Origin of the sequence: Vibrio sp. T20, from assembly GCF_007858795.1 — a bacterium.
Lineage (GTDB): Bacteria > Pseudomonadota > Gammaproteobacteria > Enterobacterales > Vibrionaceae > Vibrio > Vibrio satsumensis.
The window spans coordinates 185277-212119 of sequence record NZ_VFEB01000080.1; the positions used below are offsets into that span (position 1 = coordinate 185277).

A 26843-nucleotide genomic window follows, 5' to 3' on the forward strand; every position below is an offset into this window, starting at 1 on the left:
AGCAAGGAGAGAAAGCGGTATGACACAATTAACAGTTAAAGCACTGAGTGAAGAGATTGGTACGCCAGTTGACCGCTTAATTGAACAACTTGCTGATGCAGGCATGAAGAAATCAGGGTCGGATCAAGTGACTGATTCAGAGAAGCAAACATTGCTAACGCACCTTAAAAAGGAGCACGGCGATACTTCTGGTGAAACAGAACCGACTCGTTTAACTCTTCAACGCAAGACCCGCAGCACGCTAAGTGTTGCCGCTGGAGGCGGTAAGAGTAAGGATGTTCAAGTAGAGGTACGTAAAAAGCGTACTTACGTGAAGCGCAGCACTATTGAAGATGAAGCGAAACGTGAAGCTGAGGAAGTAGCTAATCGTGAAGCGGAAGAGAAAGCACAACGCGATGCTGAAGAGCAAGCGAAACGTGATGCTGCAGAGAAAGCACAGCGCGAAGCCGAAGAAAAAGTAACACGTGAAGCGGATGCAAAACGTGAAGCTGAAGAGAAGGCTCAACGCGCACAAGCTGAAAAGGCTAAAAAAGACATGAATTCAAAAAATGCAGACGCTAACGCACAAGCGAAAAAAGAAGCGGATGAACTTAAAGCTCGTCAAGAGCAAGAAGCAACTCGTAAAGCAGAAGCTGAAGCAGCTAAGCTTGTTGAAGAAGCTCGTAAGTTAGCAGAAGAGAACCAAGAACGCTGGTCTGAAGAAGAGAAGAAGAAGAAAGAGCAAGAGAAATCTGCGGATTACCATGTGACTACTTCTACTTACGCTCGTGAAGCTGAAGATGCGGCAGATAAGAAAGATGAGAAAGCACCTCGTCGTCGCAAGAAGAAAGCAGCTCCAGCTAACCAACCTACAAATAACCGTGGTGGTCGTAACCAACGTGGTCGTGGCGGTAAAGGTAAGCTTGCTAAACCAACTTCAATGCAGCAAGGCTTCGATAAGTCAGCGACTGTTGCTAAATCTGACGTTGCTATCGGCGAAACTATCGTTGTTTCTGAACTGGCGAGCAAAATGTCAGTTAAAGCAACTGAAGTTATCAAAGTAATGATGAAGATGGGCGCTATGGCGACTATCAACCAAGTGATCGACCAAGAAACAGCACAACTTGTTGCTGAAGAAATGGGTCACAAGGTAATCCTACGTAAAGAAAACGAACTTGAAGAAGCAGTACTAGCTGACCGTGATAGCGATGCTATCGCTGAAGGTCGTGCTCCTGTTGTTACTATCATGGGTCACGTTGACCACGGTAAAACTTCAACTCTTGATTACATTCGTAAAGCACACGTTGCTTCTGGCGAAGCTGGCGGTATCACGCAGCACATTGGTGCTTACCACGTAGATACTGACAACGGCATGATCACTTTCCTTGATACTCCTGGACACGCGGCGTTTACAGCTATGCGTGCTCGTGGTGCTCAAGCGACAGATATCGTTGTACTTGTAGTAGCTGCAGATGATGGCGTAATGCCACAGACAATCGAAGCAATCCAGCACGCGAAAGCGGCAGGCGTTCCTCTGATTGTTGCTGTGAACAAGATCGATAAAGAGGGTGCAAACCCAGACAACGTTAAAAATGAGCTAGCTCAATACGACGTTATCCCTGAAGAGTGGGGCGGTGAGAACATCTTCGTTCATATCTCTGCAAAACAGGGTACAAACATCGATGGTCTTCTAGAAGCAATTCTTCTTCAGTCTGAAGTTCTTGAGCTTACAGCGGTTAAAGAAGGCATGGCGTCTGGTGTTGTTGTTGAATCTCGTCTTGATAAAGGTCGCGGTCCAGTTGCAACAGTACTAGTACAGTCTGGTACTCTAAACAAAGGCGACATCGTTCTTTGTGGTCAAGAGTACGGCCGTGTTCGTGCAATGCGCGATGAGAACGGCAGAGACATCGAAACTGCAGGACCATCTATCCCTGTAGAAATTCTAGGTCTTTCTGGCGTACCGGCATCAGGTGACGAAGCGACTGTTGTACGTGATGAGCGTAAAGCACGTGAAGTTGCGAACTACCGTCAAGGTAAATTCCGTGATGTTAAACTAGCTCGCCAACAAAAAGCGAAACTAGAGAACATGTTCGCGAACATGACGGCTGGCGAAGTTGCTGAGCTTAACGTTGTACTTAAAGCTGACGTTCAAGGTTCTGTAGAAGCGATTGCTGACTCTCTACTGAAACTGTCAACTGACGAAGTTAAAGTGAACATCGTAGGTTCTGGTGTTGGTGGTATTACTGAAACTGATGCAACTCTTGCAGCAGCTTCTAACGCTATCATCCTTGGTTTCAACGTTCGTGCTGACGCAACTGCGCGTAACACGGTTCAGAACGAAAACCTAGATCTACGTTACTACTCAATCATTTACCAATTGATTGACGAAGTTAAACAGGCGATGGGCGGTATGCTTGCTCCTGAATTCCGTCAAGAGATCATTGGTCTTGCACAAGTTCGTGACGTATTTAAGTCGCCTAAACTTGGTGCAATCGCTGGTTGTATCGTTACTGAAGGTACGATTAAGCGTAGCAACCCAATCCGTGTACTTCGTGAAAACGTTGTTATCTACGAAGGTGAACTAGAGTCACTTCGTCGCTTTAAAGATGACGTTCAAGAAGTTAAGAACGGTTACGAGTGTGGTGTCGGCGTTAAGAACTACAACGACGTTCGCGTTGGTGACCAGATCGAAGTATTCGAAATCGTTGAGGTTAAACGTACTCTAGACTAATCAGTCTGTACGACTCGACATATTGACTAAGGTTACTAACATTACTAGTAAAGGTAATAAGTAATCGGTTGTTGAATACACCATGGGGGGCTGGTAATTACCAAGCCCCCCATCTTTCTAAGTGAGAAAAGAAAATGTCAAAAGAATTTAGCCGCACACAACGTGTGTCTCAGCAGCTTCAAAAAGAGCTTGCTCTTATCCTACAACGTGAAGTTCGTGACTCACGTATTGGTATGGTAACTATCTCAGACGTAGAAGTGTCTCGTGACCTTGCATACGCAAAAGTGTTCGTGACTTTTCTATGTGTTGGTGAGCAAACACCTGAATCATGCCTTAAAGCTCTTAAAGAGCATGAAGTGCCAGTTCGTATGGCTCTTGGTAAGCGTATTCGCCACCGCCTAACGCCTGAAGTTCGTTTTACTTATGACAACACACTAGTAGAAGGTATGCGTATGTCTAACCTAGTAAGTGAAGTTCTGAATGACGACAAGCGTAAGCAAGAAGAAGCTGGCCGCACTGACGAAACTCAGTCTAAGGGCGAAGAGTAATGGCTCGCCGTCGTAAAGGTCGCCCTATCAACGGGGTAATTCTATTAGATAAGCCGACTGGCATTTCGTCTAATGATGCACTGCAAAAAGTAAAGCGTATTTACTTTGCAGAGAAGGCAGGGCACACCGGTGCTCTGGATCCTCTTGCGACTGGCATGCTGCCAATTTGTCTTGGTGAAGCAACGAAGTTCTCTCAGTTTCTTTTAGATTCTGATAAGCGCTACGTTGTTATTGCTAAGCTTGGTGAGCGTACCAATACCTCTGACTCTGATGGTGAAGTGGTTGAGACGCGTGATGTTAACGTGACCCAAGAACAGCTTGAGCGTTGCATTGCGAGCTTCAAGGGTGAAACCGATCAGATACCATCAATGTTTTCGGCATTGAAGTATCAAGGTAAGCCTTTGTACGAATACGCACGTGCAGGTATCGAGGTTCCTCGTGAGTCTCGTAAGATTACAGTGTACTCTATTGAACTGCTTCGCTTTGAAGGTGATGAAGTTGAAATGGAAGTGCATTGTTCGAAAGGTACTTACATCCGCACAATTACCGACGATCTTGGTGAAATGCTAGGTTGTGGTGCTCACGTGACCATGCTTCGTCGTACAGGTGTAGCGAAGTACCCATATGAGCGTATGGTGACTTTGGAGCAGTTAAACGAGATCCTAGAGCAAGCACAGGCGCAAGAAATTGCACCGAAAGAGCTGCTTGATCCACTGTTGATGCCAATGGACACTGCCGTTGAAGATTTACCAGAAGTAAACCTGAACGCGGAACTGACTGACCTAGTTCAGCACGGTATGCCAGTTCAAGTTGCTGGTGCGCCAACTGAAGGTACGGTTCGTATGACAAGTGGCGAAGAGAAGCTGTTTGTCGGCGTTGCTCAGATTGCTGAAGATGGCCGAGTTGCACCGAAGCGTTTGGTTGTTTTCAGAGATGAAGAGCCACAAGCGTAGCGCTGAAACCGAATTAGGTATTAGTGTTTAGCCTTGAAAAGCGAGCAAATAAGACAGAAAGCGAACGCCTAATTTAGGTGGTTCGCTTTTTTCGTTTTTAATGGGTTCGATTGTTATTGCACCAACTGACAAACTTCCCTATAATCCTCGGCTCGCGTAGCGGCTGAATCAGAGATTGGCTGCTACAAATATAAACTTACTCTTATCAGGAGAGAATTATGTCTCTGAATGCAGAAACTAAAGCAGCAATCGTTGCAGAATACGCACAATCTGAAGGCGACACAGGTTCACCAGAAGTACAAGTAGCACTACTTACTGCTTCTATCAACCACCTACAAGGTCACTTCAAAGCGCACAAACACGATCACCACAGCCGTCGTGGTCTACTACGTATGGTTTCTAGCCGTCGTAAGCTTCTTGATTACTTGAAAGGCAAAAACCTTGCTCGTTACCAAGACCTAATCAAGCGTCTAGGCCTACGTCGCTAATAGCGATGTCTGCAAAGACAGTTTGAAGAAAAGGAGCATTTATGCTCCTTTTTTTGTGCCTGTAAGAAAATGCTAGGCCGGATGCTCAGAATATCATCTGGCTTTTTCTGATAGGAAATATCTCTCCTAATAAAAATAGTTTATACTACGCCCGCCTATAGCGTTTTCAACGTTTGGCAATCAACCTCTCAAGAGATTACAGTCACAGATGTCGGCCAATAGGTCGCGACTATTCAAAGGCGGATTTGGTCTTAATTCGGCGTATGAACTCATACAAAGAGTCACTATTCTAAGTCCCTTTTCACTAGTCGCGATTGGTAATATCTTGAGTCATTATTCACTTAATCTAAAGTCTGACTTTAGAGCTAAGGATATACAATGTTTGAAAAACCAGTTGTAAAATCGTTCCAGTACGGTAACCACACCGTTACTCTAGAAACGGGCGTAATTGCACGTCAAGCTACTGCTGCTGTAATGGCGACTATGGACGATACATCAGTATTCGTTTCTGTTGTTGCTAAGAAAGAAGCAGTTGCAGGTCAAGACTTCTTCCCTCTAACAGTTAACTACCAAGAGCGTACATACGCTGCGGGTAAAATCCCTGGTGGCTTCTTCAAGCGTGAAGGTCGTCCATCTGAAGGCGAAACACTAACAGCTCGTCTGATTGACCGTCCAATTCGTCCACTTTTCCCAAGTGCGTTTAAAAACGAAGTTCAAGTTATCGCTACGGTTGTTTCTATCAACCCTGACGTAAACCCAGACATGATCACTATGATCGCAACGTCTGCTGCGCTTGCTATCTCTGGTGCTCCATTCAATGGTCCTATCGGTGCTGCACGTGTTGGTCACATCGACGGCGAACTTGTTCTTAACCCATCAAATACTGAGCTTGAAAACTCTAAACTAGACCTAGTTGTGTCTGGTACAGAAGGCGCAGTACTAATGGTTGAATCTGAAGCAGATAACCTATCTGAAGAAGAAATGCTTTCAGCTGTTGTTTACGGTCACGACCAACAACAAGTTGTAATCAAAGCAATCAATGAGTTTGCTGCTGAAGTAGCAACTCCAGCTTGGAACTGGGAAGCGCCAGCAGTTAACACTGAGCTTAAAGCTCAAGTTGCTGAACTTGCTGAAACACGTCTATCTGACGCGTACCAGATCACTGAGAAAATGGCTCGTTACGAGCAAGTTGGCGCAATCAAGAACGACGTTGTTGAAGCTCTAATTGCACAAGACGAAAACCTAGATGAGCGCGAAATCCGCGGCATGCTTGGTTCTCTAGAGAAAAACGTAGTACGTAGCCGCATCATCGCTGGCAACCCACGTATCGACGGTCGTGAAAAAGACATGGTTCGTGCGCTAGACGTACGTACTGGTGTTCTTCCACGTACACACGGTTCTTCTCTATTCACTCGTGGTGAAACTCAAGCACTTGTTACTGCAACGCTTGGTACACAACGTGATGCTCAAATCATCGACAGCCTAATGGGTGAGAAGAAAGACAACTTCCTTCTACACTACAACTTCCCTCCATACTGTGTAGGTGAAACTGGTTTCGTTGGTTCACCTAAGCGTCGTGAAATTGGTCACGGTAAGCTTGCTAAACGTGGTATCCAAGCAGTAATGCCTTCTGTTGAAGAATTCCCATACACAGTTCGTGTTGTATCGGAAATCACTGAATCTAACGGTTCTTCTTCAATGGCTTCTGTATGTGGTACATCTCTAGCGCTTATGGATGCTGGTGTTCCAATCAAAGCTTCTGTTGCGGGTATCGCAATGGGTCTTGTTAAAGAAGGCGACGATTTCGTTGTTCTTTCTGACATCCTTGGCGACGAAGATCACCTAGGTGACATGGACTTTAAAGTAGCAGGTACTAACGCTGGTATCACTGCACTTCAAATGGACATCAAGATCGAAGGTATCACTAAAGAGATCATGCAAATTGCACTTAACCAAGCGCAAGGTGCACGTAAGCACATCCTTTCTGTAATGGATGAAGCTATCTCTGGTGCTCGTGAAGATATCTCTGAATTCGCTCCACGTATCCACACAATGAAAATCAGCTCTGATAAGATCAAAGATGTTATCGGTAAAGGCGGCGCAGTTATCCGTGCTCTTTGTGAAGAAACTGGTACTACAATCGAAATCGAAGATGATGGCACAATCAAGATTGCTGCTACTGAAGGCGCTGCTGCTAAAGAAGCAATCCGTCGTATCGAAGAGATCACAGCTGAAGTTGAAGTTGGCCGCATTTACCAAGGTAAAGTTGCTCGTCTAGCTGACTTCGGTGCATTCGTAACTATTCTTCCAGGTAAAGATGGTCTAGTACACATCTCTCAAATCGCTGACAAGCGCGTTGAGAAAGTGTCTGATTACCTAACTGAAGGTCAAGAAGTACCAGTTAAGGTTCTTGAAATTGACCGTCAAGGCCGTGTACGTCTAAGCATGAAAGAAGCAGTTGAAACGCCAGCTGAAGGCGAAGCACCTGTAGCTGAGTAATTCTCAGTGTGTCGATGGTGATATCGCTTTTTAGTGATTTCTAACCCATCGTCAACAAAGCATGTTATAAAGGGGAGCATATCGCTCCCCTTTTTTATTGCGGTCATAACAGGAGTAATTATTTGTGAAATGGTTTCAAACCGCGAGTATGTGTTTACTGCTTGTACTAACAGGTTGTGCGACAACATCAGATAACACCTCACGTTGGGTTTATCCACCGATGGCTGTGCCACTGCAACCAAGCGTTCAGCAAGAAGTTCAAATTGCACGTCTTAGTCAGCTATTACAGCGCCCAGATTTGAACGATGAAGTTCGAGCTAAGATGCTGTTTGAACGTGGTAATTACTACGACAGTGTTGGCCTGCGTGATCTAGCGCGTCTCGACTTCAACCAATCTCTTTCATTGAACCCTGCTCAACCTGATATCTTCAACCTTTTGGGTGTTTACTTTACGCAGGTAGGGGAGTTTGATGCGGCTTATGAATCTTTTGATTCTACGTTAGAGCTTGATCCTGCAAACTCTTACGCAGAAAGAAACCGCTCTATCGCGCTTTATTACGGCGAGCGTTACGACTTAGCTAACGAAGAAATGATGAAGCACTACGCCGATGATCCTAGCGATCCGTTTCGTGCTCTGTGGTTGTACATCATTCAGCATGAGCTCACGCCAGAGCAAGCTAAGCTTGATTTACAAAAACGTTACGAGAGCCGTGATGAGCAGTGGGGCTGGGTATTAGTCGCGATTATGCTTGATGACATTACTGAAGAGCAGGCTTTCAAGGCGATTTTAACCGGTACTCGTGATAACACTTTACTTGCGCAGCGCCTAACAGAGACATACTTTTACCTTGCTAAGCGTTACCACATGAATGGTGACTACGCGAATGCGATCTCTTTATACAAGTTGTCAGTGTCTTTCAACGTGTATGAATATGTGGAGCACCGCTACTCTTTCTTAGAGCTAAGTCGTATCTTCACTACGCTTAAAGCCGAGCACTTAGCGCAAGTTAAGTTGGCTGAGGCCGAAGAAGAAGCTAACGCTAAGTAAGCTATACATCTTGATTCCGAAAAGCCGCTGCCTGTCAGCGGTTTTTTTTATGCTCTTTTTTTATAAACAGGGGGGGCTCATTTTTGATTGCTTTTTAATTAAACAATACTAAAATAGTTAGCCTTGCTAACTAAATGTTGTTCTTTGATTGGATGAATATGCTGAACCAGAATTTAGAAAAGATTGAGCGCTTCGCCTCTAAGATATGGCGAACTCAGGTAAATGAAGAGCCTATTTGTCAATTGAGCTTCAATGAGTATGACTATTTGAAGGTTATTCAAGCATCTCCTGAGCCGATCCGATTAACTGATCTTGCGATTGAGATGCAAGTCACCAAGCCTTCAGCGACCACTATGGTTCAGAGGCTTGAGAGAAAGGGCCTTGTTGAACGTAAAGCTTCGCTCGAAGATGCGAGATCTAAGCTAGTAGTACTGACCAATAAAGCAGAAGTGGGTTTGGAAGAAGAAAGTAAGATCTATCAGGTTATGGCACAGATACTGGAAAGTCGTTTGTCTGAGCAAGAGTCTCAACAACTAAATCTATTATTAAATAAGGCTTTGAAGTAAATAATTTAGATATTTAGTTAGCTTTGTTAACTAATTTTTCGAGTCATATCTTATTGATATGCGACTCACAAATGAAAGTAGAGTAAAAAATGAGTAACTCAATTAGTCGCCAGTTTTGGCGATACACAATCCCTACCGTGGCAGCCATGTTGGTTAATGGCCTGTATCAAGTGGTGGATGGCATCTTCATTGGCCGCTATGTGGGAGCTGATGGGCTTGCAGGTATCAATGTTGCGTGGCCTGTGATTGGTTCGATTCTCGGTATTGGTATGTTAGTGGGGGTGGGTACAGGTGCGCTGGTCTCTATTCGCCAAGGTGAAAAAGATACTCAAGGCGCTAAGCAGATCTTAGCAACGGGTTTAACCTTGCTGTTAGCGATCACGCCTATTGTTTCGGCATTGCTGTTTTTGTTTGCTGATAACTTCTTGCTTTGGCAGGGTGCTGAAGGGCGAGTGTACGAGCTTGGTCTGCAATACTTACACATTCTGATTGGTGCCGGTGTCTTCACGCTAGGTTCGATCGCGATGCCGTTTTTACTGCGCAATGATGACAGCCCTAATCTCGCCACCATATTGATGATCGTTGGTGCGGTAATTAACATCGTACTCGATTACCTGTTTATCGCCCTCTATGGTTGGGAGTTGATGGGCGCGGCATTAGCAACAGCGATTGCCCAGTTTGTGGTAACGGGTCTTGGCTTGGCTTACTTCTTCTCACGTCGAGCAAACCTACGTTTACGTTGGAATGAGTTGAGACTGAAGCTCGATGTGATTCCACAAATCTTCGCCATTGGTACATCAAGCTTCTTTATGTACGCTTATGGTTCGATGATGGTGGCGCTGCACAATGCCTTGTTCTCCCAATATGGCGATCAGTTGATGATTGGCGCTTACGCGATTTTGGGTTACATCGTGACGGTTTATTATCTCACAGCTGAAGGTATCGCCAACGGTATGCAACCTTTGGTGAGTTACAACCATGGCGCGCGTAACCAAGCGAATATCCGTAAGCTACTTAAGATTGCGATGATGAGTTCGGTATTGATTGGTGTGGCGTTCGTGTTGCTTCTGAACGCGTTCCCACGGGAGTTTGTATCAGTATTTAACTCAGACGAACCTCAGCTAGTTGAGTACACCGTGTTGGGTATTCGACTTCACATGTTTGCACTGGCGCTGGATGGCTTCTTGGTAGTAGCAGGAGCTTACTATCAAGCAGTGAACAAGGGCAGCAAAGCGATGTTTGTGACGATAGGTAATATGCTTATCCAACTACCTTTCTTGTACATTATGCCTAAGTTGTATGGTGTGCCGGGGATCTGGATTGCGTACCCACTGTCTAACATCGCGCTAAGTGTGGTGGTGATGGTAATGCTCTACAAAGACCTAAAGAAGCTCGATGCCTCGCCGATGGAAACAGCGACGGCATAGGTTGTGTTTCTTAAGTCGAATTAGAAAGGTCTAGCGAATGCTAGACCTTTTTTGTATCTGTTGCTGGTTAGTCCAATGCGAAGAACTAAATGTTCTTAACGTCTAAACCTGCAAGCTGATGCCAGTAACCATTACATTGGCGGCTTTCAATCTTCATCGGTTTTTGACCTTGCTCGTTTGCTCTGAAATTATTGATTTCAGAGAAGGTATCGATACCGAGTGGGCTTAAACGAACCACATCAACCAGGTCGTGCATGTTTGGCAAATCATTGACTAGGTTGTAGCAGTAGCCTGATTGTGTCTGGATACCATTAAGGTTGAATACTGATTGGCCTTCTTGGCTTTCTACTTGTAGCCCTGTTGGGTACTTGATACAGCATGTTTCGCAATCGTCTTTAGCTTTGTTTTCTGCGCGAGCTGTAAAGCAGCGAGCCGAGTAAGCAAGCGGTAGATAGCCGTGGCTAAATACTTCTACTTCGAATTTGTTGCGGATGTTCAGCTCTTCGCACTGTGTCATTACGTTGCTTAGCCATTCGCGAGAAAGCTCAACCGGCATACACCAACGCGTCATACCTTGTTTCAAGAACAGGTTCAGTGTGCGTGCGTTATATGTGTTTACTGCAGGGCCGACCACGAAAGGTACTTTGCTTTCGCTAGCTAGTTGAATTGCAGATACATCATTGGCTTCGATCGCAAAGTCACCATTATCGATGTACTTCTTCATGATGTTGACTTCGCTTGGCGCTTCTAGCAATGCCATGGTCGAGAGTACAACTTGCTTACCGGAAGCAGACAGCTCTTTAGCAATGTCCATCCAGTGTTTCGCTTTCATCTCTCGACGCTTTGAACATACAGCTTCACCTAGGTAGATGATGTCAGCAGAGCTTGATTTCGCTTGCTCATAGAAGCTTTCAACGTCTTGTTTTGGCCAAAAATAAAGTAGAGGGCCTAATGCGTATTTCATTGAGTTCTCCATTTGGCTCTATTGCCATTTACGGTGATAAGCGCCAAGCGTGGTTTGTGTACCTTCAGATACATTCGCCAGTGTCGCATTCCAAGCTTGTTCAACTTGGTATTGTTCTGGGTTCGCTAAGTAGCGATCGATAGCAGCGCGCCAAGTACGAGTCACTTGCTCGACATAAGCAGGGCTGCGTTGGCGGCCTTCAATCTTCACTGAGGCAACGTTTGCAGCGAAAAGCTCAGGCAACATGGATAGCGTGTTGAGGCTGGTGGGCTCTTCAAGTGCGTGATAGCGCTTACGTTCACCATCGATCTCGGCTTCAAAGCGGCCTTTACACAGCGTTGGGTAGCCAGCGTTCTCACCTGCTTCATACTTATCGATAAGGATCTCATTCAAGCGAGACTCTAGGCCCGTTTCTGTTTCTTGCCAGCGAACGTATTTCGCAGGAGAACAAGCGCCCACTGTGTTTGGTGATTCGCCCGTCATGTATGAAGAGAGGTAGCATCGGCCTTCTGCCATGATACATAAGCTACCAAAAGCGAATACTTCAAGGTCAACGTCAGAAGTGATGTTACGAGAAAGCTGTTTAACCTGATGAATCGATAACACGCGCGGCAGTACGACACGTTTTACGTTGAAGTTCTTGTGGTAGAAGTCGATCGCAGCGGCATTGGTTGCAGAAGCTTGAACTGATAGGTGCAGTTCTAGATCTGGATATTTGTTTGCAGCGTACTCAAGCACAGCGATGTCTGCGATGATCAGCGCATCAACACCCAGTGCAGCGGCGTTGTCTACGGCATTGGTCCAACGGTCGAAGCCATTTGGGTGAGCAAACGTATTTAGAGCAACATGAATTTTCTTGTTGTGGTCATGTACATACTGCACAGCACGATCGAGCTTTTTACCCGCAAAGTTTAGGCCTGCAAAGTGTCGGGCATTGGTATCGTCTTTGAATCCGATATAGACAGCATCCGCACCGCAATCAATGGCGGTTTTCAAAGCAGGTAAGTTACCCGCTGGGCATAAGAGTTCCATTTGCTCACTACCAGTAGAATTAAGTTGAAGCGGGCATTTTATGAAGAATTGTGAATGACGGAATTGATGTAAGGCAGGTTTAGATGGATAAATCTGCTTTTACTCCGTTTGAGGTACTGACGAGTGACCGTTTTACATGTTGGCTTGGCTTGAACGTGAGATATTTGAATCGGCTTGTTAGTTCTTATGGCGACGATTTTGGGCAAATAGCTCTTCGACATCTTGTTTTGGTTGAGGGCGATAGAAGTGAAAGCCTTGAATTGAACTACAATTGAGGTTAGACAGTAGAGTCGCTTGCTCACTGGTTTCTACACCTTCAGCAACCACGGTTAAATCGAGAGACTTACCAAGGTTGATGATGTTTTCAATTACAGTAATTTGCTTTGGTAGGGTATCGATATCAGAGATGAAAGCACGGTCTATCTTAAGTTCATCAATTGGGAAGCGAGCTAGGTAAGATAGTGATGAGTAACCGGTACCGAAATCATCAATCGATAGAGCGAAGCCGAGCTTTTTAATCGCGTTGAGCATTTGCAGTGTGTGTTCACTGTCACTCATCACCGCGCTTTCCGTTAGCTCAAATGTAATCGCACTTGGGTCAAGCTCTGTCGAACGCAGCAGCTTTTCCATGTAATCAATCAGCTTCGGATTTCCAAACTGTTCAGGAGAAAGGTTGATTGCTACACGACCAGGGAGAATTCCCTGCATCTTCCAGCGCTTAACCGTAGCAAATACTTCACGCATAACCACACGACCAAGTTGTTCGATAAGGCCGGCTCGCTCCGCTACAGGGATGAACGCCGCTGGACTAATATAACCCTCTACAGGATGTTTCCAACGAACTAGAGCTTCAGCGCCGTTGATGGTGAAATCTCGTGCGTTGACCTTAGGTTGATACCAAACCTCAAGTCCATTCTGTTGCAGCGCTTTTTGTAGTTCAATCTCCAGCCACAGTCGCATACGCGCTTCTTTGTTCATCTGTTCGTTGAACTTGATTAGACGATTGCGACCACGATCTTTGGCTTCATACATTGCTGTGTCTGCATTTTGCAGCAAGATACGAGCATCAGTACCGTCTTGAGGAAAGCTCACACTACCAATCGAGCAGGCTAAGCGTTTACTAAAATGGTGAAGATCGAAAGGTTGATTGATCAGGGAAATGATCTTTTCAGCGAGCATTTCAGGTGTTCGCTGATGTTCGGGTTCTGGCAGGATAATACCAAATTCATCACCGCCTAAATGCCCAATTACGGCTTTACGAGGCAGTAAGCGTTTAAGGCGTGAGGCGACCTCTTTAATCACTTTGTCACCGATGTGATGACCAAGTGAATCATTGATATTTTTAAAGTTATCAATGTCTAAGTAAAGCATCACAACCGGCGTATCGTTGTGAATGAATTGCTCAAGACGCTTAGTAAACCCAACTCGGTTGTAGAGCTTGGTCAGTGCATCGATGTAGGCATCTTCACTGTTTGCCGATGTATATTGTTTTGCGGTTTCTTGTGCGTCTTGAATAAGCACCAACTGAGTGTTACTTCCAAGAACGGTGGTAGAGTCGATGTTGAGCTGAACCTTACGTTCAAAGCCGCATCGGGCACCCGTTAAGCAAACCAAACCAGACTCAGAAATAATAGAGCTGAGTTTATTATTGAAGACTGTTTTGGTTTGTTCATCGATAAATAGGCGTCCCAACTCTTCGCCAATTAACTCTATGGTGGAGTTAAAGCCAAGCAAGCGCGCTGCAGCTGGGTTGGATGACAAGATGTAGTCACTTTCAACTAGCAGTAACCCGTCTGGGAGTAGGTGAGATAGTTTGTGAAATTTTGCTTCAGATTCTTCTAAAGAACGGACGAGTACTTGGTTTTCTGATGTGTCGAAGGCATGAAAGACAATGTAGTCAGTTTTGTTGCCATTGGTAAGCGGAGACAGGCTGAAGTGAAGGCTGGTATCGAGATCGGTTTCGTTGAGGGTGACTTCGGCCTCAATCGACTCGCCATTAAATGCACGCTCATAGTAAGGTTTAAGGTGCTGGTAGAATTGCTCGCCCAATGTTTGACGGTCATTCATGCCTACAAGCTCTGTTTGACTCAAACCAGCAATATCGCAGTAACGCTCATTCACCATAAAATAGTTATGTTGAGCATCAAGTACTGCGAAAAAGAACGGACTGTTTGCAGTTAGCTGGGTAAACCAATGTTGTAGTTGCTGGGGAGGCATCAAAGTACTACCAATTCTCCAAGAGCTTGAATATTCACTATCGATAAATATTTATTACTTTTTGTGTAGCTATCGATATTTACCTGTGAGTGCAGCGAACCGCTGTAATTCTCATTACCTGAGTTACTATAACTGTGATTTTCAGGATATTAAAGGTCGAGCATCAAACAGAAGTTAATTTGATACATAACAGTAACTGAGATCTCAACATCATCTATGATGTATTCCATATTATTGACAAAGTTACGGATAAGTCACGTGATAAACAAGATTCGCACTCAACTAGTTCAAAATGCCGCATCAATTTTGCGATCTCCAGTCCAGTTATTGCCTAAAACAGTACAAAAAAGAGCCTTGTTGGAGGCGCTTAAGAATGTCTTTAAGGAAGCTTTAGAGGACGGTGACTTTGAATTTTTAGAAGACAAGTGGCTTAAAGTCTCAATAAAAGATATGGGGTTAAGTTGGTGTATTAGCTACAAAAATGAGCAACTAGTTGTAGCTGATAAAGAGGTGGCTGAAGATGTAAGCTTTAGCGGTAATCTTAACGATCTTGTGTTGATTGCGGGGCGTAAAGAAGACCCAGATACGCTTTTCTTCCAACGTAGACTGTCTATTGAGGGCGATACCGAGTTAGGTTTAGAAGTTAAAAACTTGATGGATAGCGTAGATTTGGACGTATTGCCGAGCCCTATGAAAACTTTGTTAAATCAATTAGCTGATTTTGTGCAGAAGGGAGTACAATCCCCAGATACACAAAGTGAGGTAATGAATGCTTATTCGAACTGAAGCACCGGCAGATATACTTGTCATCGATCGTTTATTGAAATCTGTTTTTGAAACAGATGCAGAAGCTAACTTGGTTATGAATTTGCGTGAGAATAGCCATTTAACGCTATCGCTGGTCGCTTGTTCTGATGAAGGCGAAGTGGTCGGTCACCTGATGTTTAGTCCTATCACTCTTGATGGTGACGATCATAACTGGCAAGGGCTTGCACCTCTCGCCGTGAAGGAAGAGTTCCGCAATCAAGGTATTGCCACATCACTGGTTGAAGATGCGTTTTCTACTTTGGTTGATTTCGGTTATCCAGCCTGCGTTGTGTTGGGTGATCCAGCTTATTACGGTCGCTTTGGTTTCAAAGCTGCAAGTGAATTTGGCCTGAGTTGTACTTGGGATGTGCCAGAAGGCGTCTTTCAAGCGATTGAGTTGGTAGAAGGTGCTCTTACGGGGCGTCCTGGCGAGGTAGCTTACAGCCCAGAGTTCAACGAGTTATAAAGCTATTTCCAACGCAATATGATGCAAACTGATTTGGTCTAAATAAAGGAGCTTGATGCTCCTTTATTTTTTGTTAGTATCAGCCCAACTCTAATGGACTGTTTTAAAGTTTGCTCTGATTAAGCCTCCCACCACCAACCTAAGGTTATAACTGCTAGATATGTCACAAACACACGCACAATACCTGCAAGAGATGGGCATAAGCCAATGGGAGCTTAGTCACCCAGAACGTTTGGCGGGTTATGAATCTAAACTGACTCCGCTAGCGAGTGATTGCAAGTTACTTTTGGTTTCGCCTGAAAAACCTCAGGAAGATCTCGCCGTGATGTTTGAGCGTGTACTCAAGAGTATCAAGCTTGATTTATCTCAGGCACTACACGTTCAGCCTCAACACCTAACTTATATCGAACTCGGTGATGTTGAATGGGTATGGTTTGCTGGGTGTGAGTCTGCCCAAGAGCTGAATGCAAAAACGCTTCAATCTCCATTACTGTCTGACATCAATGGTAATAACCAACATCGCCGCGACTTATGGCAACAAATTTGTGCTTATGACTAATCAATTTTTACCGACTTCACAACAACACCTAGACGCTATTTGGCAGATAGAGCAGACCGCGCATTCTCACCCTTGGTCTGAAACCATGATTCGCGATCTCGATAGTCGAGGTGCTTGTCATCATGTTCTTGAAGTCGATGGGCAAGTAGTCGGATACTTCTTCGCCCAGAACATCGTTGGTGAAGTCACATTGCTTAATATTGCGGTAGACCCAAGCCAGCAAGGCAAAGGCTACGGCAAAGCTTTGGTTGAGCACTTTCTCGATATGTGTGAACAAGCTGACGCTGAGAGTGCTTGGCTGGAAGTTCGCGAAAGTAATGTGAATGCTTTTAATCTTTACGAGAAGGCTGGCTTTAATGAAGTCGATCGCCGCCGTAACTATTACCCAACCAAGCAAGGCAACGAAGATGCGATCATTATGAGCTATCTTTTCATGTCGTTTAGCTAATCATATTATGTCTTTTAGCTAACCCTAAATAGCTAACCACAGAATCAGCGATAAATAGGGTGTAAACTGACCCTTTAGAAAGTGACACGCTTTCTGTATAATCCGCACACAGAATTCAAGGGCAAGTATTATCTACTTGCCCTTTTTACGCTTTAGATCAGCAAAGGGCGACTATGTCTTTCCAACAAGAAGTGAGCAAACGTAGAACGTTTGCAATTATCTCTCACCCGGATGCGGGTAAAACCACGATTACTGAAAAAGTTCTTTTATTCGGAAACGCGATTCAGAAAGCGGGTACCGTAAAAGGCCGTGGCTCTAACCAGCACGCTAAATCTGACTGGATGGAGATGGAAAAAGAACGTGGTATCTCGGTAACTACGTCGGTAATGCAATTCCCATACAATGATTGCCTAGTAAACCTACTAGATACTCCAGGACATGAAGATTTCTCGGAAGATACGTACCGTACACTAACTGCGGTTGACTCTTGTTTGATGGTTATCGATGCTGCGAAAGGTGTCGAGGATCGTACTCGTAAACTAATGGAAGTAACACGTCTACGTGATACGCCAATCGTAACGTTTATGAACAAACTTGACCGTGACGTCCGTGATCCAATGGAAGTGCTTGATGAAGTAGAGAGCGAGCTAGGTATGGCTTGTGCTCCTATCTCATGGCCTATTGGTTGTGGTAAAGAGTTTAAAGGTGTTTACCACATTCACCGTGATGAAACGATCTTGTATGAATCTGGCCACGGCCACGAGATCCAAGAAGTTCGTATCATCAAAGGTCTAGATAACCCAGAGCTAGATGAAGCGGTAGGTGCTGATCTAGCGGAAAGCGTACGTGAAGAGCTAGAGCTTGTTATTGGTGCTTGTCCTGAATTTGATCACGACTTGTTCCTAGCGGGTGAGCTAACGCCGGTGTACTTTGGTACTGCATTAGGTAACTTTGGTGTGGACCATATGCTTGATGGTCTAACTAAATGGGCTCCAGCTCCTCAAACACGCCAAGCGAATGAGCGTGATGTTGAAGCGACTGAAGAGAAGTTCTCGGGTTTCGTATTTAAGATCCAAGCAAATATGGACCCTAAACACCGTGACCGTATCGCATTCATGCGTATCGTTTCGGGTACTTACAACCAAGGTATGAAGATGAATCATGTTCGTACTGGTAAGAGCGTAAGTATCTCTGATGCGGTAACCTTCATGGCGGGTGACCGTGCACGAGCTGAGAAAGCATACGCGGGTGATATTATCGGCCTGCATAACCACGGTACTATTCAGATTGGTGATACCTTTACTCAAGGTGAGAGCCTAAAGTTCGCTGGTATTCCTAACTTCGCACCTGAACTATTCCGTCGTATTCGCCTACGAGATCCACTGAAGCAGAAGCAACTTCTTAAAGGCTTGGTTCAGCTTTCAGAAGAGGGCGCAGTACAAGTATTCCGTCCTATGCAGAATAACGACTTGATCGTTGGTGCGGTTGGTGTACTTCAGTTCGACGTGGTTGTAGCGCGCTTGAAAGCGGAATACAACGTGGAAGCTATCTACGAAGGTGTTAACGTTGCAACAGCTCGTTGGGTTGAGTGTGATGACGCTAAGAAACTGGAAGAGTTCAAACGTAAGAACCAATCTAACCTAGCGTTAGATGGCGGTGACAACCTGTCTTACATCGCACCAACTATGGTTAACTTGAACCTAGCTTCTGAGCGTTTCCCTGAAGTTCAATTCCGAGCGACGCGCGAGCACTAATTTCTCCGAGCTCTATTCGAGTTAAACAAAAACGTCTATTGTTCTGCAGTAGGCGTTTTTTAATACGTGTTATCTGAGGATGGAGACTGAGATTTGAGCATGAGTATGTTGGGTTGGATAAAAGCTTGGGTTAGGAAATACGATAAGTGGTGTGAAGAGCTTGGCTTAACGCCTGAAAATAAGCGTAGCTGTGTACCTTATCGTCGTGACCTGCAAGGCCGGAAAGCAGAGAATGGAAAAGATGACACAGAAAATAAGTGACTTTCCGCTGTTTGATACTCATTGCCATGCGGATTTTGAGGCGTTTGAGCAAAATATTGTAATTGATCAGGGAACTACACTTGATCAAAGTATTGATCGCTACCTTAAAGAAGCGAAACAAGCGCAAGTTGAGAAGCTACTCATCCCTTCTATAGGTCAAAATAACTGGCATAAGCTTGAGAAAATTGCGCAATCCTACCCCAACGTTTATTACGCGCTAGGCTTTCATCCTTACTTTTTAGAGCAAGCGGATGACGGGCAGTTTGCTGTTCTGCGCCAATTACTCTCTTCAAAAAACAGCCAATGTGTAGCAATTGGGGAGTGTGGGCTCGACTTTTCTGTCGATGTTGAACGAGAGAAACAAGAGCGCTTTTTCATCCAACAAATGGAGCTAGCGAAGGCGTTTGAGCTGCCTTTGATTGTCCATGAAAGGAAGTCTTACAACCGACTTATCGAGCTAATAAAGCAGCACAAGTTCACCTTAGGAGGTGTGATTCACGGTTTTTCAGGGAGTGAACAGCAGGCTTTAGCGTGGATCAAGCTCGGTTTCTATATTGGTGTCGGTGGGACGATAACTTACCCAAGAGCACAAAAAACACGCACAACCATCGCGAAATTGCCGCTTGAATACTTGGTATTGGAAACGGATGCTCCTGACATGCCCATGTATGGAAACCAAGGAAATGTTAATCATTCCAAACATTTAGTTACGATCTTAAATGAACTTTTTTTGCTTAGAAAAGAGCCGAAGCAATCGATTGCAGCGCAAGTTTGGCAAAGTAGCCATCGTGCATTCGGTATATGTGAATAAAATCGAAGGTTTTTGTTTATCGTTTGCGTAAATTGCATCGGGCTTGTGATTTGGCTCACATTTGCGTGTGAATGGTACATGAATCTTGTACGAAAGTGTGAGGACGGCATTACTTTATTAGTGGTCGCATGAGTATAATTGCCTCCGCTTTATAGCCCCATTTTGTAACACGCCAATAAATAACTAATAAGGAAGTCATAAACTATGAGCCTGTTTATGAGCCTAGTCGGAATGGTTGCACTGATCGCAATCGCAGTACTACTATCTGACAACCGCAAAGCTATTAATCTAAGAACAGTGGGTGGCGCTTTCGCTATCCAATTCGCACTTGGTGCATTCGTACTTTACATCCCTTGGGGTCGTGATCTACTTGCAGGTTTCTCTGCTGGTGTAGCAAACGTGATCGACTACGGTAAAGACGGTACTGGTTTCCTATTCGGCAGCCTAGTTAACTTCTCAGTTGACGGTATCGGTTTCATCTTTGCTTTCCAAGTACTACCAACTCTGATTTTCTTCTCTGCACTTATCTCTGTACTTTACTACATTGGTGTAATGCAAATTGTAATCAAAGTTCTTGGTGGTGGTCTTCAGAAAGCTCTAGGTACTTCTCGCGCCGAGTCTATGTCTGCAGCAGCAAACATTTTCGTTGGTCAAACAGAAGCGCCTCTAGTTGTTCGTCCTTTTGTTCCTAAAATGACTAACTCTGAACTATTCGCAGTAATGTGTGGTGGTTTGGCTTCTGTAGCTGGTGGTGTACTAGCAGGTTACGCATCTATGGGTGTACCTCTAGAGTACCTAGTTGCAGCGTCATTCATGGCAGCACCTGGTGGTCTACTATTCGCTAAAATCATCAAGCCTGAAACAGATACGCCAGACGACAACATCGCTGACGAAATGGACGGTGGCGATGACAAACCAGCTAACGTTATCGACGCAGCAGCAGGTGGCGCATCAGTTGGTCTACAACTAGCTCTTAACGTTGGTGCAATGCTACTAGCATTCATCGGTCTAATTGCTCTAATCAACGGTATCCTAGGTGGCATCGGTGGTTGGTTCGGTATGGAAAACCTAACTCTAGAACTTCTTCTAGGTTGGATCTTCGCACCGCTAGCATTCATCATTGGTGTTCCATGGGAAGAAGCAACTATCGCTGGTTCTTTCATTGGTCAGAAGACAGTTGTTAACGAATTCGTTGCATACCTAAACTTCGTACCATACGTTGGTGAAAATGCTCAAGTTGTTGCAGCAACTGGTCAAGTGATGTCTGAGAAGACTCAAGCTATCATCGCATTCGCACTATGTGGTTTCGCAAACCTTTCTTCAATTGCGATTCTTCTAGGTGGTCTAGGTGGTATTGCGCCAGCTCGTCGTCACGACATCGCTCGTATGGGTGTTAAAGCGGTTATTGCTGGTACTCTATCTAACTTGATGGCAGCAACAATTGCTGGCTTCTTCCTATCTTTCTAATCAAGTAGATTTAGATATATAGACGCCATAATAATATCGCCCCGTAGCAAGAAATTGCTGCGGGGCTTTTTTGTTTTTAGGCCTAGTGATTTTTAGTATGAGCATGAGCTGATGCTGGGATTCAATGATGGGTCTAGAATGTTTTTTTGAGATACAAACCGTTTGCGTTCTAAGGAGCACTACAATTTATTGATGGATACCTATAATGTATAAGCTAAAGGGATAGGATGTCTCTGTTGGCAAGAAAGTAACCTCGAAATCAACTCGAACGTTATTCTTCTGGGATTAAGCCAAGATTAGCGATACGCTATAGATGTTAGACACAACATGACTGATTTGTTGTGCCATAGACCAAACAGGTACTGTGCGGTGACAAGGATTGCAATTGGTAGCGAAAGTTATCAAGTCTTCAGGGAACCAAGTCCGTTCATTTGTGACTACTGAGCATGACTAAAATATCCATCTATACTGGATGGGTGGCGAAGTAGTTAACTATTTGAATATATTGATCGGAGATAGAAATGAGCGATTTAAAAGCAGCAGCTCTACGTGCACTTAAACTTATGGACCTAACTACGCTAAATGACGACGATACTACTGAAAAAGTAGTGGCGCTTTGTCATGATGCGAAGACTGCAGTTGGCAACACTGCTGCAATCTGTATTTACCCTCGCTTTATCCCAGCCGCTAAGAAAGCGTTGCGTGAGCAAGGTACTCCAGAAGTACGCATTGCGACTGTAACTAACTTCCCTCATGGTAATGACGACATCGAAATTGCTGTTGCTGAAACGAAAGCAGCGGTAGCGTACGGCGCAGACGAAGTTGACGTAGTATTCCCATACCGTGCTCTTATTGCTGGCAACGAAGAAGTTGGTTTTGAGCTAGTTAAACAGTGTAAAGCAGCTTGTGGTGACATCACGCTTAAAGTGATCATCGAAACTGGTGAACTTAAAGAAGAAGCACTGATCAAGAAAGCTTCTCAAATTTGTATCGAAGCAGGTGCAGACTTCATCAAAACTTCAACAGGTAAAGTGCCAGTAAACGCGACTCCTGAGTTCGCACGCATGATGCTAGAAGTTATTCGTGACATGGGCGTTGCTAAAACAGTTGGTTTCAAACCAGCTGGTGGTGTGCGTACTGCTGAAGATGCAGCACTATACCTAGCAATGGCTGATGAGCTACTAGGCGCTGAGTGGGCAGACAACATGCACTACCGTTTTGGTGCTTCAAGCCTACTAACTAACCTTCTTAATACATTAGAAGTGACAGACCAAACTGCTGATCCAGCAGCATACTAATTTACTCGTCATATTTGACGCCGCAGCGTTGTTGACTGCGTAAGTTCACCGGTTCGCCGGCCGTCCTAATCACATAGAGCCTCTATGCTCATAGGAATGAACTTCGATTTTCTTTCAAAAGAATAGTCGCCTAGCTGCAGCGCCCAATATTTAGAGTATTGATAATAACAAGTCTGTTTGATGGAGTGGCGTCAAGCCACTCCACATAACCTCTTTCCCTACAAACCATACTCACTAGAGTTTGGGAGGCACTAATGTATCTACCTCAAGAAATTATTCGCAGAAAACGTGATGGCGAAGTCCTAACAGCTGAAGAAATCAACTTCTTCATTCAAGGTGTCGCTAAGAACACGGTTTCTGAAGGCCAAATTGCAGCATTCGCAATGGCTATCTTCTTTAACGAAATGACCATGCCAGAACGTATCGCACTAACGTGTGCAATGCGTGATTCAGGCATGGTGATTGACTGGAGCCACATGAACTTTGATGGCCCAATCGTTGATAAACACTCTACTGGTGGTGTTGGTGACGTAACTTCCCTGATGCTTGGCCCTATGGTGGCAGCATGTGGTGGTTTCGTTCCAATGATCTCTGGTCGTGGTTTAGGCCATACTGGCGGCACGCTAGACAAGCTAGAATCTATCCCAGGTTACAACATTACACCAACTAACGAAGTGTTCGGTGAAGTAACTAAAGATGCTGGCGTAGCGATCATCGGTCAAACAGGCGATCTAGCCCCTGCTGACAAGCGTGTTTACGCGACTCGTGATATCACAGCAACAGTCGATAACATCTCGCTAATCACGGCTTCAATCCTATCTAAGAAACTGGCAGCTGGTCTTGATTCTCTAGTGATGGATGTAAAAGTAGGTTCAGGCGCATTCATGCCAACTTACGAAGCGTCAGAAGAGCTAGCGAAATCTATCGTTGCAGTAGCAAACGGTGCGGGTACTAAAACAACGGCAATCCTAACGGACATGAACCAAGTATTGGCTTCTTCAGCGGGTAACGCAGTGGAAGTTCGTGAAGCGGTTCAGTTCCTAACGGGTGAATATCGTAACCCACGCTTGTTAGAGATCACTCTAGCATCGTGTGCTGAAATGTTGGTGCTGGGTAACCTAGCTAAAGATTCAGATGAAGCGCGTGAAAAACTGATGGCAGTGCTGGATAACGGTAAAGCAGCAGAGTGTTTCGGTAAAATGGTAGCGGGCCTTGGTGGTCCAGCAGATTTCGTAACGAACTACGATAACTACCTAGAAAAAGCAGACATTATTAAACCAGTGTACGCGCTAGAAAGCGGTGTGGTATCAGCAATGGATACTCGTGCAATTGGTATGGCTGTGGTTGGTATGGGCGGCGGTCGTCGCGTAGCAACTGACAGCATTGATTACGCAGTCGGTTTTGATCACTTCATTCGCTTAGGTGAAGTAGCAAGTGAAGATAAGCCATTAGCAATGATTCATGCTCGCAACGAACAACAGTGGCAAGAAGCTGCAACAGCATTACAAAATGCAATCACTGTGGGCGGAGAATATACAGCAACGCCAGACGTTTACCGTCAGATTCGTTCTGAAGACGTGTAAATAACAGATATCGGTATGCCTAGCGTATACCGATAAACAGAGTTCTGGTGTAAAGAGCAATAAGTTGGTGAAGAAAATGAAAAGAGCATTTATTTTAGTTTTAGATTCATTCGGTATCGGTGAAACAGCGGATGCGGACAAATTTGGTGATGTAGGTTCTGACACTATGGGCCACATCGCAGATCATTGTGACCAAGGTCTTGCAGACAATGCAGATCGTAAAGGTTCACTGACGCTGCCAAACCTGTCTAAGCTAGGTCTAGCGATGGCTCACAAAGAGTCTACAGGTCGTTTTGCTCCTGGTATGGATGTAGACGCTGAGATCATTGGCGCTTACGGTCACGCTGCTGAGTTGTCTTCTGGTAAAGACACGCCATCAGGTCACTGGGAAATCGCAGGTGTTCCTGTACTGTTTGACTGGGGCTATTTCACTGACAAAGAGAACAGCTTTCCAAAAGAACTGACTGACCGCATCCTTGAGCGTGCAGGCCTGTCTGGTTTCTTAGGTAACTGCCACTCATCTGGCACGGAAATCCTAGATAACCTAGGTGAAGAGCACATGAAGACTGGCTTGCCTATCTTCTACACTTCTGCAGACTCTGTTTTCCAGATTGCTTGTCATGAAGAGACATTCGGCCTACAAAACCTATTAGACCTTTGTCAGATTGCTCGTGAAGAGCTCGAAGACTACAACATTGGTCGTGTTATCGCTCGTCCGTTCATTGGCCCAGGTAAAGGTCAATTTGAGCGCACTGGTAACCGTCGTGACCTTTCTGTTGAGCCACCTGCAGCCACCATTCTTCAGAAGTTGGTTGATGAGAAGGGCGGTAACGTTCACTCAATTGGTAAGATCTCTGATATCTACGCGGGTTGTGGTATCACTCAGAAAACCAAAGCAACAGGTATCCCTGCGTTATTTGAAGCAACCAAAGAAGCGATCAATGAAGCGGGCGACAACACTATCGTGTTCACTAACTTCGTTGATTTCGACTCAGCTTACGGCCACCGCCGTGATGTTGCGGGTTACGCAGCGGCACTTGAGTACTTCGATGGTCGTATCAATGAAATCATCGAGATGATGAAAGAAGACGATGTACTTATCTTAACGGCTGACCACGGCTGTGATCCGACATGGCCAGGTACTGACCATACTCGTGAACACATCCCTGTGATTGTTTACGGTCAAAAGGTTCCAGCCGGTTCTTTAGGCCGTCGTGATACTTTCGCTGATATCGGTCAAAGCTTAGCGTCATACTTTGGCACATCGCCAATGGGACACGGTACAAGCTTTCTATAATAGTTAACGAAGAGAGAGGGAAACCTCTCTCTTCTTTTTTTGTTTTGAGATTAAGGATATTTTCAATGGCTACTCCACATATTAATGCTGAAATGGGTGATTTCGCTGACGTAGTTTTAATGCCAGGCGACCCGCTACGTGCTAAATACATCGCTGAAACCTTCCTAGAAGAAGTGGTTCAAGTGTGCGACGTTCGCAACATGTTTGGTTACACCGGTACTTACAAAGGTCGTAAGGTTTCCGTAATGGGACATGGTATGGGTATCCCATCTTGTTCTATTTACGCGACTGAGCTGATCAAAGACTTTGGTGTGAAGAAGATCATTCGTGTCGGTAGTTGTGGTGCAGTGAGCGAAGATATCAAAGTGCGTGATGTGGTGATCGGCATGGGCGCATGTACTGACTCTAAAGTGAACCGTATTCGCTTTAAAGGTCATGACTTTGCAGCTATTGCGGATTACAAGATGGTGCGCGCGGCAGAAGATGCAGCCAAAGCTCGCGGTGTTGGCGTAAAAGTCGGTAACCTGTTCTCGGCTGAGTTGTTCTACACGCCAGATCCAGAGATGTTCGAAGTAATGGACAAATACGGCATTGTTGGCGTAGAGATGGAAGCTGCAGGCATCTATGGTGTATGTGCTGAATATGGCGCCAAAGCTCTAACGATTTGTACTGTTTCTGATCACATCAAGACCGGTGAGCAAACCACATCAGATGAACGTCAAACGACTTTCAACGACATGATGGTTATCGCATTAGACTCAGTGTTGCTTGGTGACCAAGAATAATATTTATTTGTCTTAGCTTGGTAAGTTAACAGATAACAAAAAGCCCCGTTGCTGCCTGAGCTTCGGGGCTTTTTATTGTATTTAGCACTAACGTCATTGGCTGTTGTTAACTCAACCGAGAACTCCGTCGAATTTCTCACATTGCTAGCAGCTTGCTATACGGAGTCCTTTTTCTGCTGAATCGAGATGTCTATGAGCTAGCATTTTTGAGCAGCAAATTCTCACCAGTTTTAGTCTTCCTTCTACGAATGAGCATGACAAACAGCACACCACTTACAAAACCCATCAGCACCATACCGATCATGTAGCGATCACTTTTGCGATAATGGTGATCAGAAATTGCAGTCATCTTACCCGTTTCGAAGGTCACTCGAATAAAGCCGATGATCGTCTTCTCTGGTGAATAAATAGGTTCAACTAATTGTTGTCTACCGATACTTGCTGTTGAAAGTGGCGTATCTAAGCCAAGAACCTCGCGTACGGAGAGAGCTTTTTCGCTCGAAGCCAGTCGAATACCCTCTGCATCATAGATGGTGGTATCAAACACCAGTCGGTCTTGAGATAGCTGATTAGTAAGATCAAGCAATCGCTCTTGGTCTTGTTGCGTGATCATCTTGCTGGCTGAAAGTGATGCCTGAGAGATAAGCAGCTTGGTAAGAGTTTCCAACTGTTTCGCTTGGATCTTCTCGTTACCTTTACTGATCACGACCGTATTTTTAATCGTTACAACGAACATGGTAGCCAGCAAAATGAGGGCTAGCATTCGTAAAGCGTTACGTATTGAGAACAATGATTCATTCATGTTTCACGAAGCCTGAAATAAACAAATGTTATGATTAAGACATATTGAGACTT

At 44.9% G+C, this 26843-nt stretch carries 24 protein-coding genes; 20 read left to right on the forward strand and 4 right to left on the reverse strand.

Annotation, left to right across the window (positions count from 1 at the left end; genetic code table 11):
• Nucleotides 1–19 precede the first annotated feature (19 nt).
• The 8 genes from infB to FTW16_RS08270 all read left to right on the forward strand — a co-directional run bounded on the left by infB (nucleotide 20) and on the right by FTW16_RS08270 (nucleotide 10239).
• Complete coding sequence (infB, locus tag FTW16_RS08235) at nucleotides 20–2710, forward strand: translation initiation factor IF-2 (protein WP_146490658.1); 2691 nt, start codon at nucleotides 20–22, stop codon at nucleotides 2708–2710.
• Between the two features lie 134 nt (nucleotides 2711–2844).
• Entirely contained in the window at nucleotides 2845–3258 is a 414-nt protein-coding gene (gene rbfA / locus FTW16_RS08240) for a 30S ribosome-binding factor RbfA (RefSeq protein ID WP_017065964.1), read from the forward strand.
• Complete coding sequence (truB, locus tag FTW16_RS08245; protein ID WP_017059233.1) at nucleotides 3258–4211, forward strand: tRNA pseudouridine(55) synthase TruB; 954 nt, start codon at nucleotides 3258–3260, stop codon at nucleotides 4209–4211. The genes rbfA and truB overlap by 1 nt, the downstream gene beginning before the upstream one ends.
• 218 nt (nucleotides 4212–4429) lie before the next feature.
• Nucleotides 4430–4699, forward strand: coding sequence for a 30S ribosomal protein S15 (gene rpsO / locus FTW16_RS08250; RefSeq protein WP_010436144.1), 270 nt, complete (start codon nucleotides 4430–4432; stop codon nucleotides 4697–4699).
• A gap of 378 nt (nucleotides 4700–5077) precedes the next feature.
• Nucleotides 5078–7198, forward strand: coding sequence for a polyribonucleotide nucleotidyltransferase (pnp, locus tag FTW16_RS08255; RefSeq protein WP_146490659.1), 2121 nt, complete (start codon nucleotides 5078–5080; stop codon nucleotides 7196–7198).
• 124 nt (nucleotides 7199–7322) lie between these two features.
• Nucleotides 7323–8246, forward strand: a complete 924-nt coding sequence (gene nlpI / locus FTW16_RS08260; protein WP_061018730.1) for a lipoprotein NlpI — start codon at nucleotides 7323–7325, stop codon at nucleotides 8244–8246.
• A 158-nt stretch (nucleotides 8247–8404) separates the two neighbouring features.
• Nucleotides 8405–8812, forward strand: coding sequence for a MarR family winged helix-turn-helix transcriptional regulator (locus FTW16_RS08265; protein ID WP_146490660.1), 408 nt, complete (start codon nucleotides 8405–8407; stop codon nucleotides 8810–8812).
• A gap of 89 nt (nucleotides 8813–8901) precedes the next feature.
• On the forward strand, nucleotides 8902–10239 hold the full coding sequence (locus FTW16_RS08270) for an MATE family efflux transporter (RefSeq protein WP_146490661.1): 1338 nt from the start codon (nucleotides 8902–8904) through the stop codon (nucleotides 10237–10239).
• An 85-nt stretch (nucleotides 10240–10324) separates the two neighbouring features.
• Here the strand turns inward: FTW16_RS08270 and FTW16_RS08275 are convergent, their stop codons facing one another.
• The 3 genes from FTW16_RS08275 to FTW16_RS08285 all read right to left on the reverse strand — a co-directional run bounded on the left by FTW16_RS08275 (nucleotide 10325) and on the right by FTW16_RS08285 (nucleotide 14452).
• On the reverse strand, nucleotides 10325–11203 hold the full coding sequence (locus tag FTW16_RS08275; protein ID WP_017059237.1) for a U32 family peptidase: 879 nt from the start codon (nucleotides 11201–11203) through the stop codon (nucleotides 10325–10327).
• Between the two features lie 18 nt (nucleotides 11204–11221).
• A complete protein-coding gene (locus tag FTW16_RS08280) occupies nucleotides 11222–12235 on the reverse strand; it encodes a peptidase U32 family protein (RefSeq protein ID WP_017068227.1) in 1014 nt (337 codons plus the stop codon).
• Between the two features lie 177 nt (nucleotides 12236–12412).
• Complete coding sequence (locus FTW16_RS08285) at nucleotides 12413–14452, reverse strand: bifunctional diguanylate cyclase/phosphodiesterase (RefSeq protein ID WP_146490662.1); 2040 nt, start codon at nucleotides 14450–14452, stop codon at nucleotides 12413–12415.
• A 216-nt stretch (nucleotides 14453–14668) separates the two neighbouring features.
• Between FTW16_RS08285 and FTW16_RS08290 the strand changes: the two genes are divergently transcribed.
• The 12 genes from FTW16_RS08290 to deoD all read left to right on the forward strand — a co-directional run bounded on the left by FTW16_RS08290 (nucleotide 14669) and on the right by deoD (nucleotide 25988).
• On the forward strand, nucleotides 14669–15238 hold the full coding sequence (locus FTW16_RS08290; protein ID WP_146490663.1) for an SCP2 domain-containing protein: 570 nt from the start codon (nucleotides 14669–14671) through the stop codon (nucleotides 15236–15238).
• A complete protein-coding gene (locus FTW16_RS08295; RefSeq protein WP_146490664.1) occupies nucleotides 15222–15725 on the forward strand; it encodes a GNAT family N-acetyltransferase in 504 nt (167 codons plus the stop codon). Before FTW16_RS08290 ends, FTW16_RS08295 begins: the two co-directional genes overlap by 17 nt.
• A 160-nt stretch (nucleotides 15726–15885) precedes the next feature.
• Nucleotides 15886–16284, forward strand: a complete 399-nt coding sequence (locus tag FTW16_RS08300) for a DNA polymerase III subunit psi (protein ID WP_146490665.1) — start codon at nucleotides 15886–15888, stop codon at nucleotides 16282–16284.
• Complete coding sequence (rimI, locus tag FTW16_RS08305; RefSeq protein WP_146490666.1) at nucleotides 16277–16732, forward strand: ribosomal protein S18-alanine N-acetyltransferase; 456 nt, start codon at nucleotides 16277–16279, stop codon at nucleotides 16730–16732. The genes FTW16_RS08300 and rimI overlap by 8 nt, the downstream gene beginning before the upstream one ends.
• A 173-nt stretch (nucleotides 16733–16905) precedes the next feature.
• On the forward strand, nucleotides 16906–18486 hold the full coding sequence (prfC, locus tag FTW16_RS08310) for a peptide chain release factor 3 (RefSeq protein WP_061018717.1): 1581 nt from the start codon (nucleotides 16906–16908) through the stop codon (nucleotides 18484–18486).
• A 105-nt stretch (nucleotides 18487–18591) separates the two neighbouring features.
• Nucleotides 18592–18747, forward strand: coding sequence for a DUF5363 family protein (locus tag FTW16_RS24470; RefSeq protein ID WP_186728039.1), 156 nt, complete (start codon nucleotides 18592–18594; stop codon nucleotides 18745–18747).
• Nucleotides 18728–19558, forward strand: coding sequence for a TatD family hydrolase (locus FTW16_RS08315; protein ID WP_146490674.1), 831 nt, complete (start codon nucleotides 18728–18730; stop codon nucleotides 19556–19558). The genes FTW16_RS24470 and FTW16_RS08315 overlap by 20 nt, the downstream gene beginning before the upstream one ends.
• Nucleotides 19559–19762: 204 nt before the next feature.
• The gene (locus tag FTW16_RS08320; protein WP_060982613.1) at nucleotides 19763–21025 is read left to right on the forward strand and encodes a NupC/NupG family nucleoside CNT transporter; all 1263 of its coding nucleotides are present in this window, start codon (nucleotides 19763–19765) and stop codon (nucleotides 21023–21025) included.
• A 521-nt stretch (nucleotides 21026–21546) separates the two neighbouring features.
• A complete protein-coding gene (gene deoC / locus FTW16_RS08325) occupies nucleotides 21547–22323 on the forward strand; it encodes a deoxyribose-phosphate aldolase (RefSeq protein ID WP_048605645.1) in 777 nt (258 codons plus the stop codon).
• A gap of 254 nt (nucleotides 22324–22577) precedes the next feature.
• Entirely contained in the window at nucleotides 22578–23906 is a 1329-nt protein-coding gene (gene deoA, locus FTW16_RS08330) for a thymidine phosphorylase (protein ID WP_050619997.1), read from the forward strand.
• A 76-nt stretch (nucleotides 23907–23982) separates the two neighbouring features.
• Complete coding sequence (locus FTW16_RS08335; RefSeq protein ID WP_146490667.1) at nucleotides 23983–25203, forward strand: phosphopentomutase; 1221 nt, start codon at nucleotides 23983–23985, stop codon at nucleotides 25201–25203.
• Nucleotides 25204–25268: 65 nt separating this feature from the next.
• On the forward strand, nucleotides 25269–25988 hold the full coding sequence (gene deoD, locus FTW16_RS08340) for a purine-nucleoside phosphorylase (RefSeq protein WP_017066980.1): 720 nt from the start codon (nucleotides 25269–25271) through the stop codon (nucleotides 25986–25988).
• 190 nt (nucleotides 25989–26178) lie between these two features.
• Here the strand turns inward: deoD and FTW16_RS08345 are convergent, their stop codons facing one another.
• Entirely contained in the window at nucleotides 26179–26790 is a 612-nt protein-coding gene (locus FTW16_RS08345; RefSeq protein ID WP_081090108.1) for a YtjB family periplasmic protein, read from the reverse strand.
• Nucleotides 26791–26843 lie beyond the last annotated feature (53 nt).

What these genes read in the sequence shown, in the direction of transcription:
- deoA (WP_050619997.1), top strand. Translation starts at nt 22,578, where the DNA reads ATGTATCTACCTCAAGAAATTATTCGCAGAAAACGTGATGGCGAAGTC.
- FTW16_RS08345 (WP_081090108.1), bottom strand. Translation starts at nt 26,790, where the DNA reads ATGAATGAATCATTGTTCTCAATACGTAACGCTTTACGAATGCTAGCC.
- rpsO (WP_010436144.1), top strand. Translation starts at nt 4,430, where the DNA reads ATGTCTCTGAATGCAGAAACTAAAGCAGCAATCGTTGCAGAATACGCA.
- prfC (WP_061018717.1), top strand. Translation starts at nt 16,906, where the DNA reads ATGTCTTTCCAACAAGAAGTGAGCAAACGTAGAACGTTTGCAATTATC.
- rimI (WP_146490666.1), top strand. Translation starts at nt 16,277, where the DNA reads ATGACTAATCAATTTTTACCGACTTCACAACAACACCTAGACGCTATT.
- truB (WP_017059233.1), top strand. Translation starts at nt 3,258, where the DNA reads ATGGCTCGCCGTCGTAAAGGTCGCCCTATCAACGGGGTAATTCTATTA.
- FTW16_RS08265 (WP_146490660.1), top strand. Translation starts at nt 8,405, where the DNA reads ATGCTGAACCAGAATTTAGAAAAGATTGAGCGCTTCGCCTCTAAGATA.
- FTW16_RS08335 (WP_146490667.1), top strand. Translation starts at nt 23,983, where the DNA reads ATGAAAAGAGCATTTATTTTAGTTTTAGATTCATTCGGTATCGGTGAA.
- FTW16_RS08280 (WP_017068227.1), bottom strand. Translation starts at nt 12,235, where the DNA reads ATGGAACTCTTATGCCCAGCGGGTAACTTACCTGCTTTGAAAACCGCC.
- FTW16_RS08270 (WP_146490661.1), top strand. Translation starts at nt 8,902, where the DNA reads ATGAGTAACTCAATTAGTCGCCAGTTTTGGCGATACACAATCCCTACC.
- deoD (WP_017066980.1), top strand. Translation starts at nt 25,269, where the DNA reads ATGGCTACTCCACATATTAATGCTGAAATGGGTGATTTCGCTGACGTA.
- pnp (WP_146490659.1), top strand. Translation starts at nt 5,078, where the DNA reads ATGTTTGAAAAACCAGTTGTAAAATCGTTCCAGTACGGTAACCACACC.
- FTW16_RS08315 (WP_146490674.1), top strand. Translation starts at nt 18,728, where the DNA reads ATGACACAGAAAATAAGTGACTTTCCGCTGTTTGATACTCATTGCCAT.
- infB (WP_146490658.1), top strand. Translation starts at nt 20, where the DNA reads ATGACACAATTAACAGTTAAAGCACTGAGTGAAGAGATTGGTACGCCA.
- FTW16_RS08295 (WP_146490664.1), top strand. Translation starts at nt 15,222, where the DNA reads ATGCTTATTCGAACTGAAGCACCGGCAGATATACTTGTCATCGATCGT.
- FTW16_RS08290 (WP_146490663.1), top strand. Translation starts at nt 14,669, where the DNA reads ATGATGTATTCCATATTATTGACAAAGTTACGGATAAGTCACGTGATA.
- deoC (WP_048605645.1), top strand. Translation starts at nt 21,547, where the DNA reads ATGAGCGATTTAAAAGCAGCAGCTCTACGTGCACTTAAACTTATGGAC.
- FTW16_RS08285 (WP_146490662.1), bottom strand. Translation starts at nt 14,452, where the DNA reads ATGCCTCCCCAGCAACTACAACATTGGTTTACCCAGCTAACTGCAAAC.
- FTW16_RS24470 (WP_186728039.1), top strand. Translation starts at nt 18,592, where the DNA reads ATGTTGGGTTGGATAAAAGCTTGGGTTAGGAAATACGATAAGTGGTGT.
- FTW16_RS08320 (WP_060982613.1), top strand. Translation starts at nt 19,763, where the DNA reads ATGAGCCTGTTTATGAGCCTAGTCGGAATGGTTGCACTGATCGCAATC.
- FTW16_RS08300 (WP_146490665.1), top strand. Translation starts at nt 15,886, where the DNA reads ATGTCACAAACACACGCACAATACCTGCAAGAGATGGGCATAAGCCAA.
- FTW16_RS08275 (WP_017059237.1), bottom strand. Translation starts at nt 11,203, where the DNA reads ATGAAATACGCATTAGGCCCTCTACTTTATTTTTGGCCAAAACAAGAC.
- rbfA (WP_017065964.1), top strand. Translation starts at nt 2,845, where the DNA reads ATGTCAAAAGAATTTAGCCGCACACAACGTGTGTCTCAGCAGCTTCAA.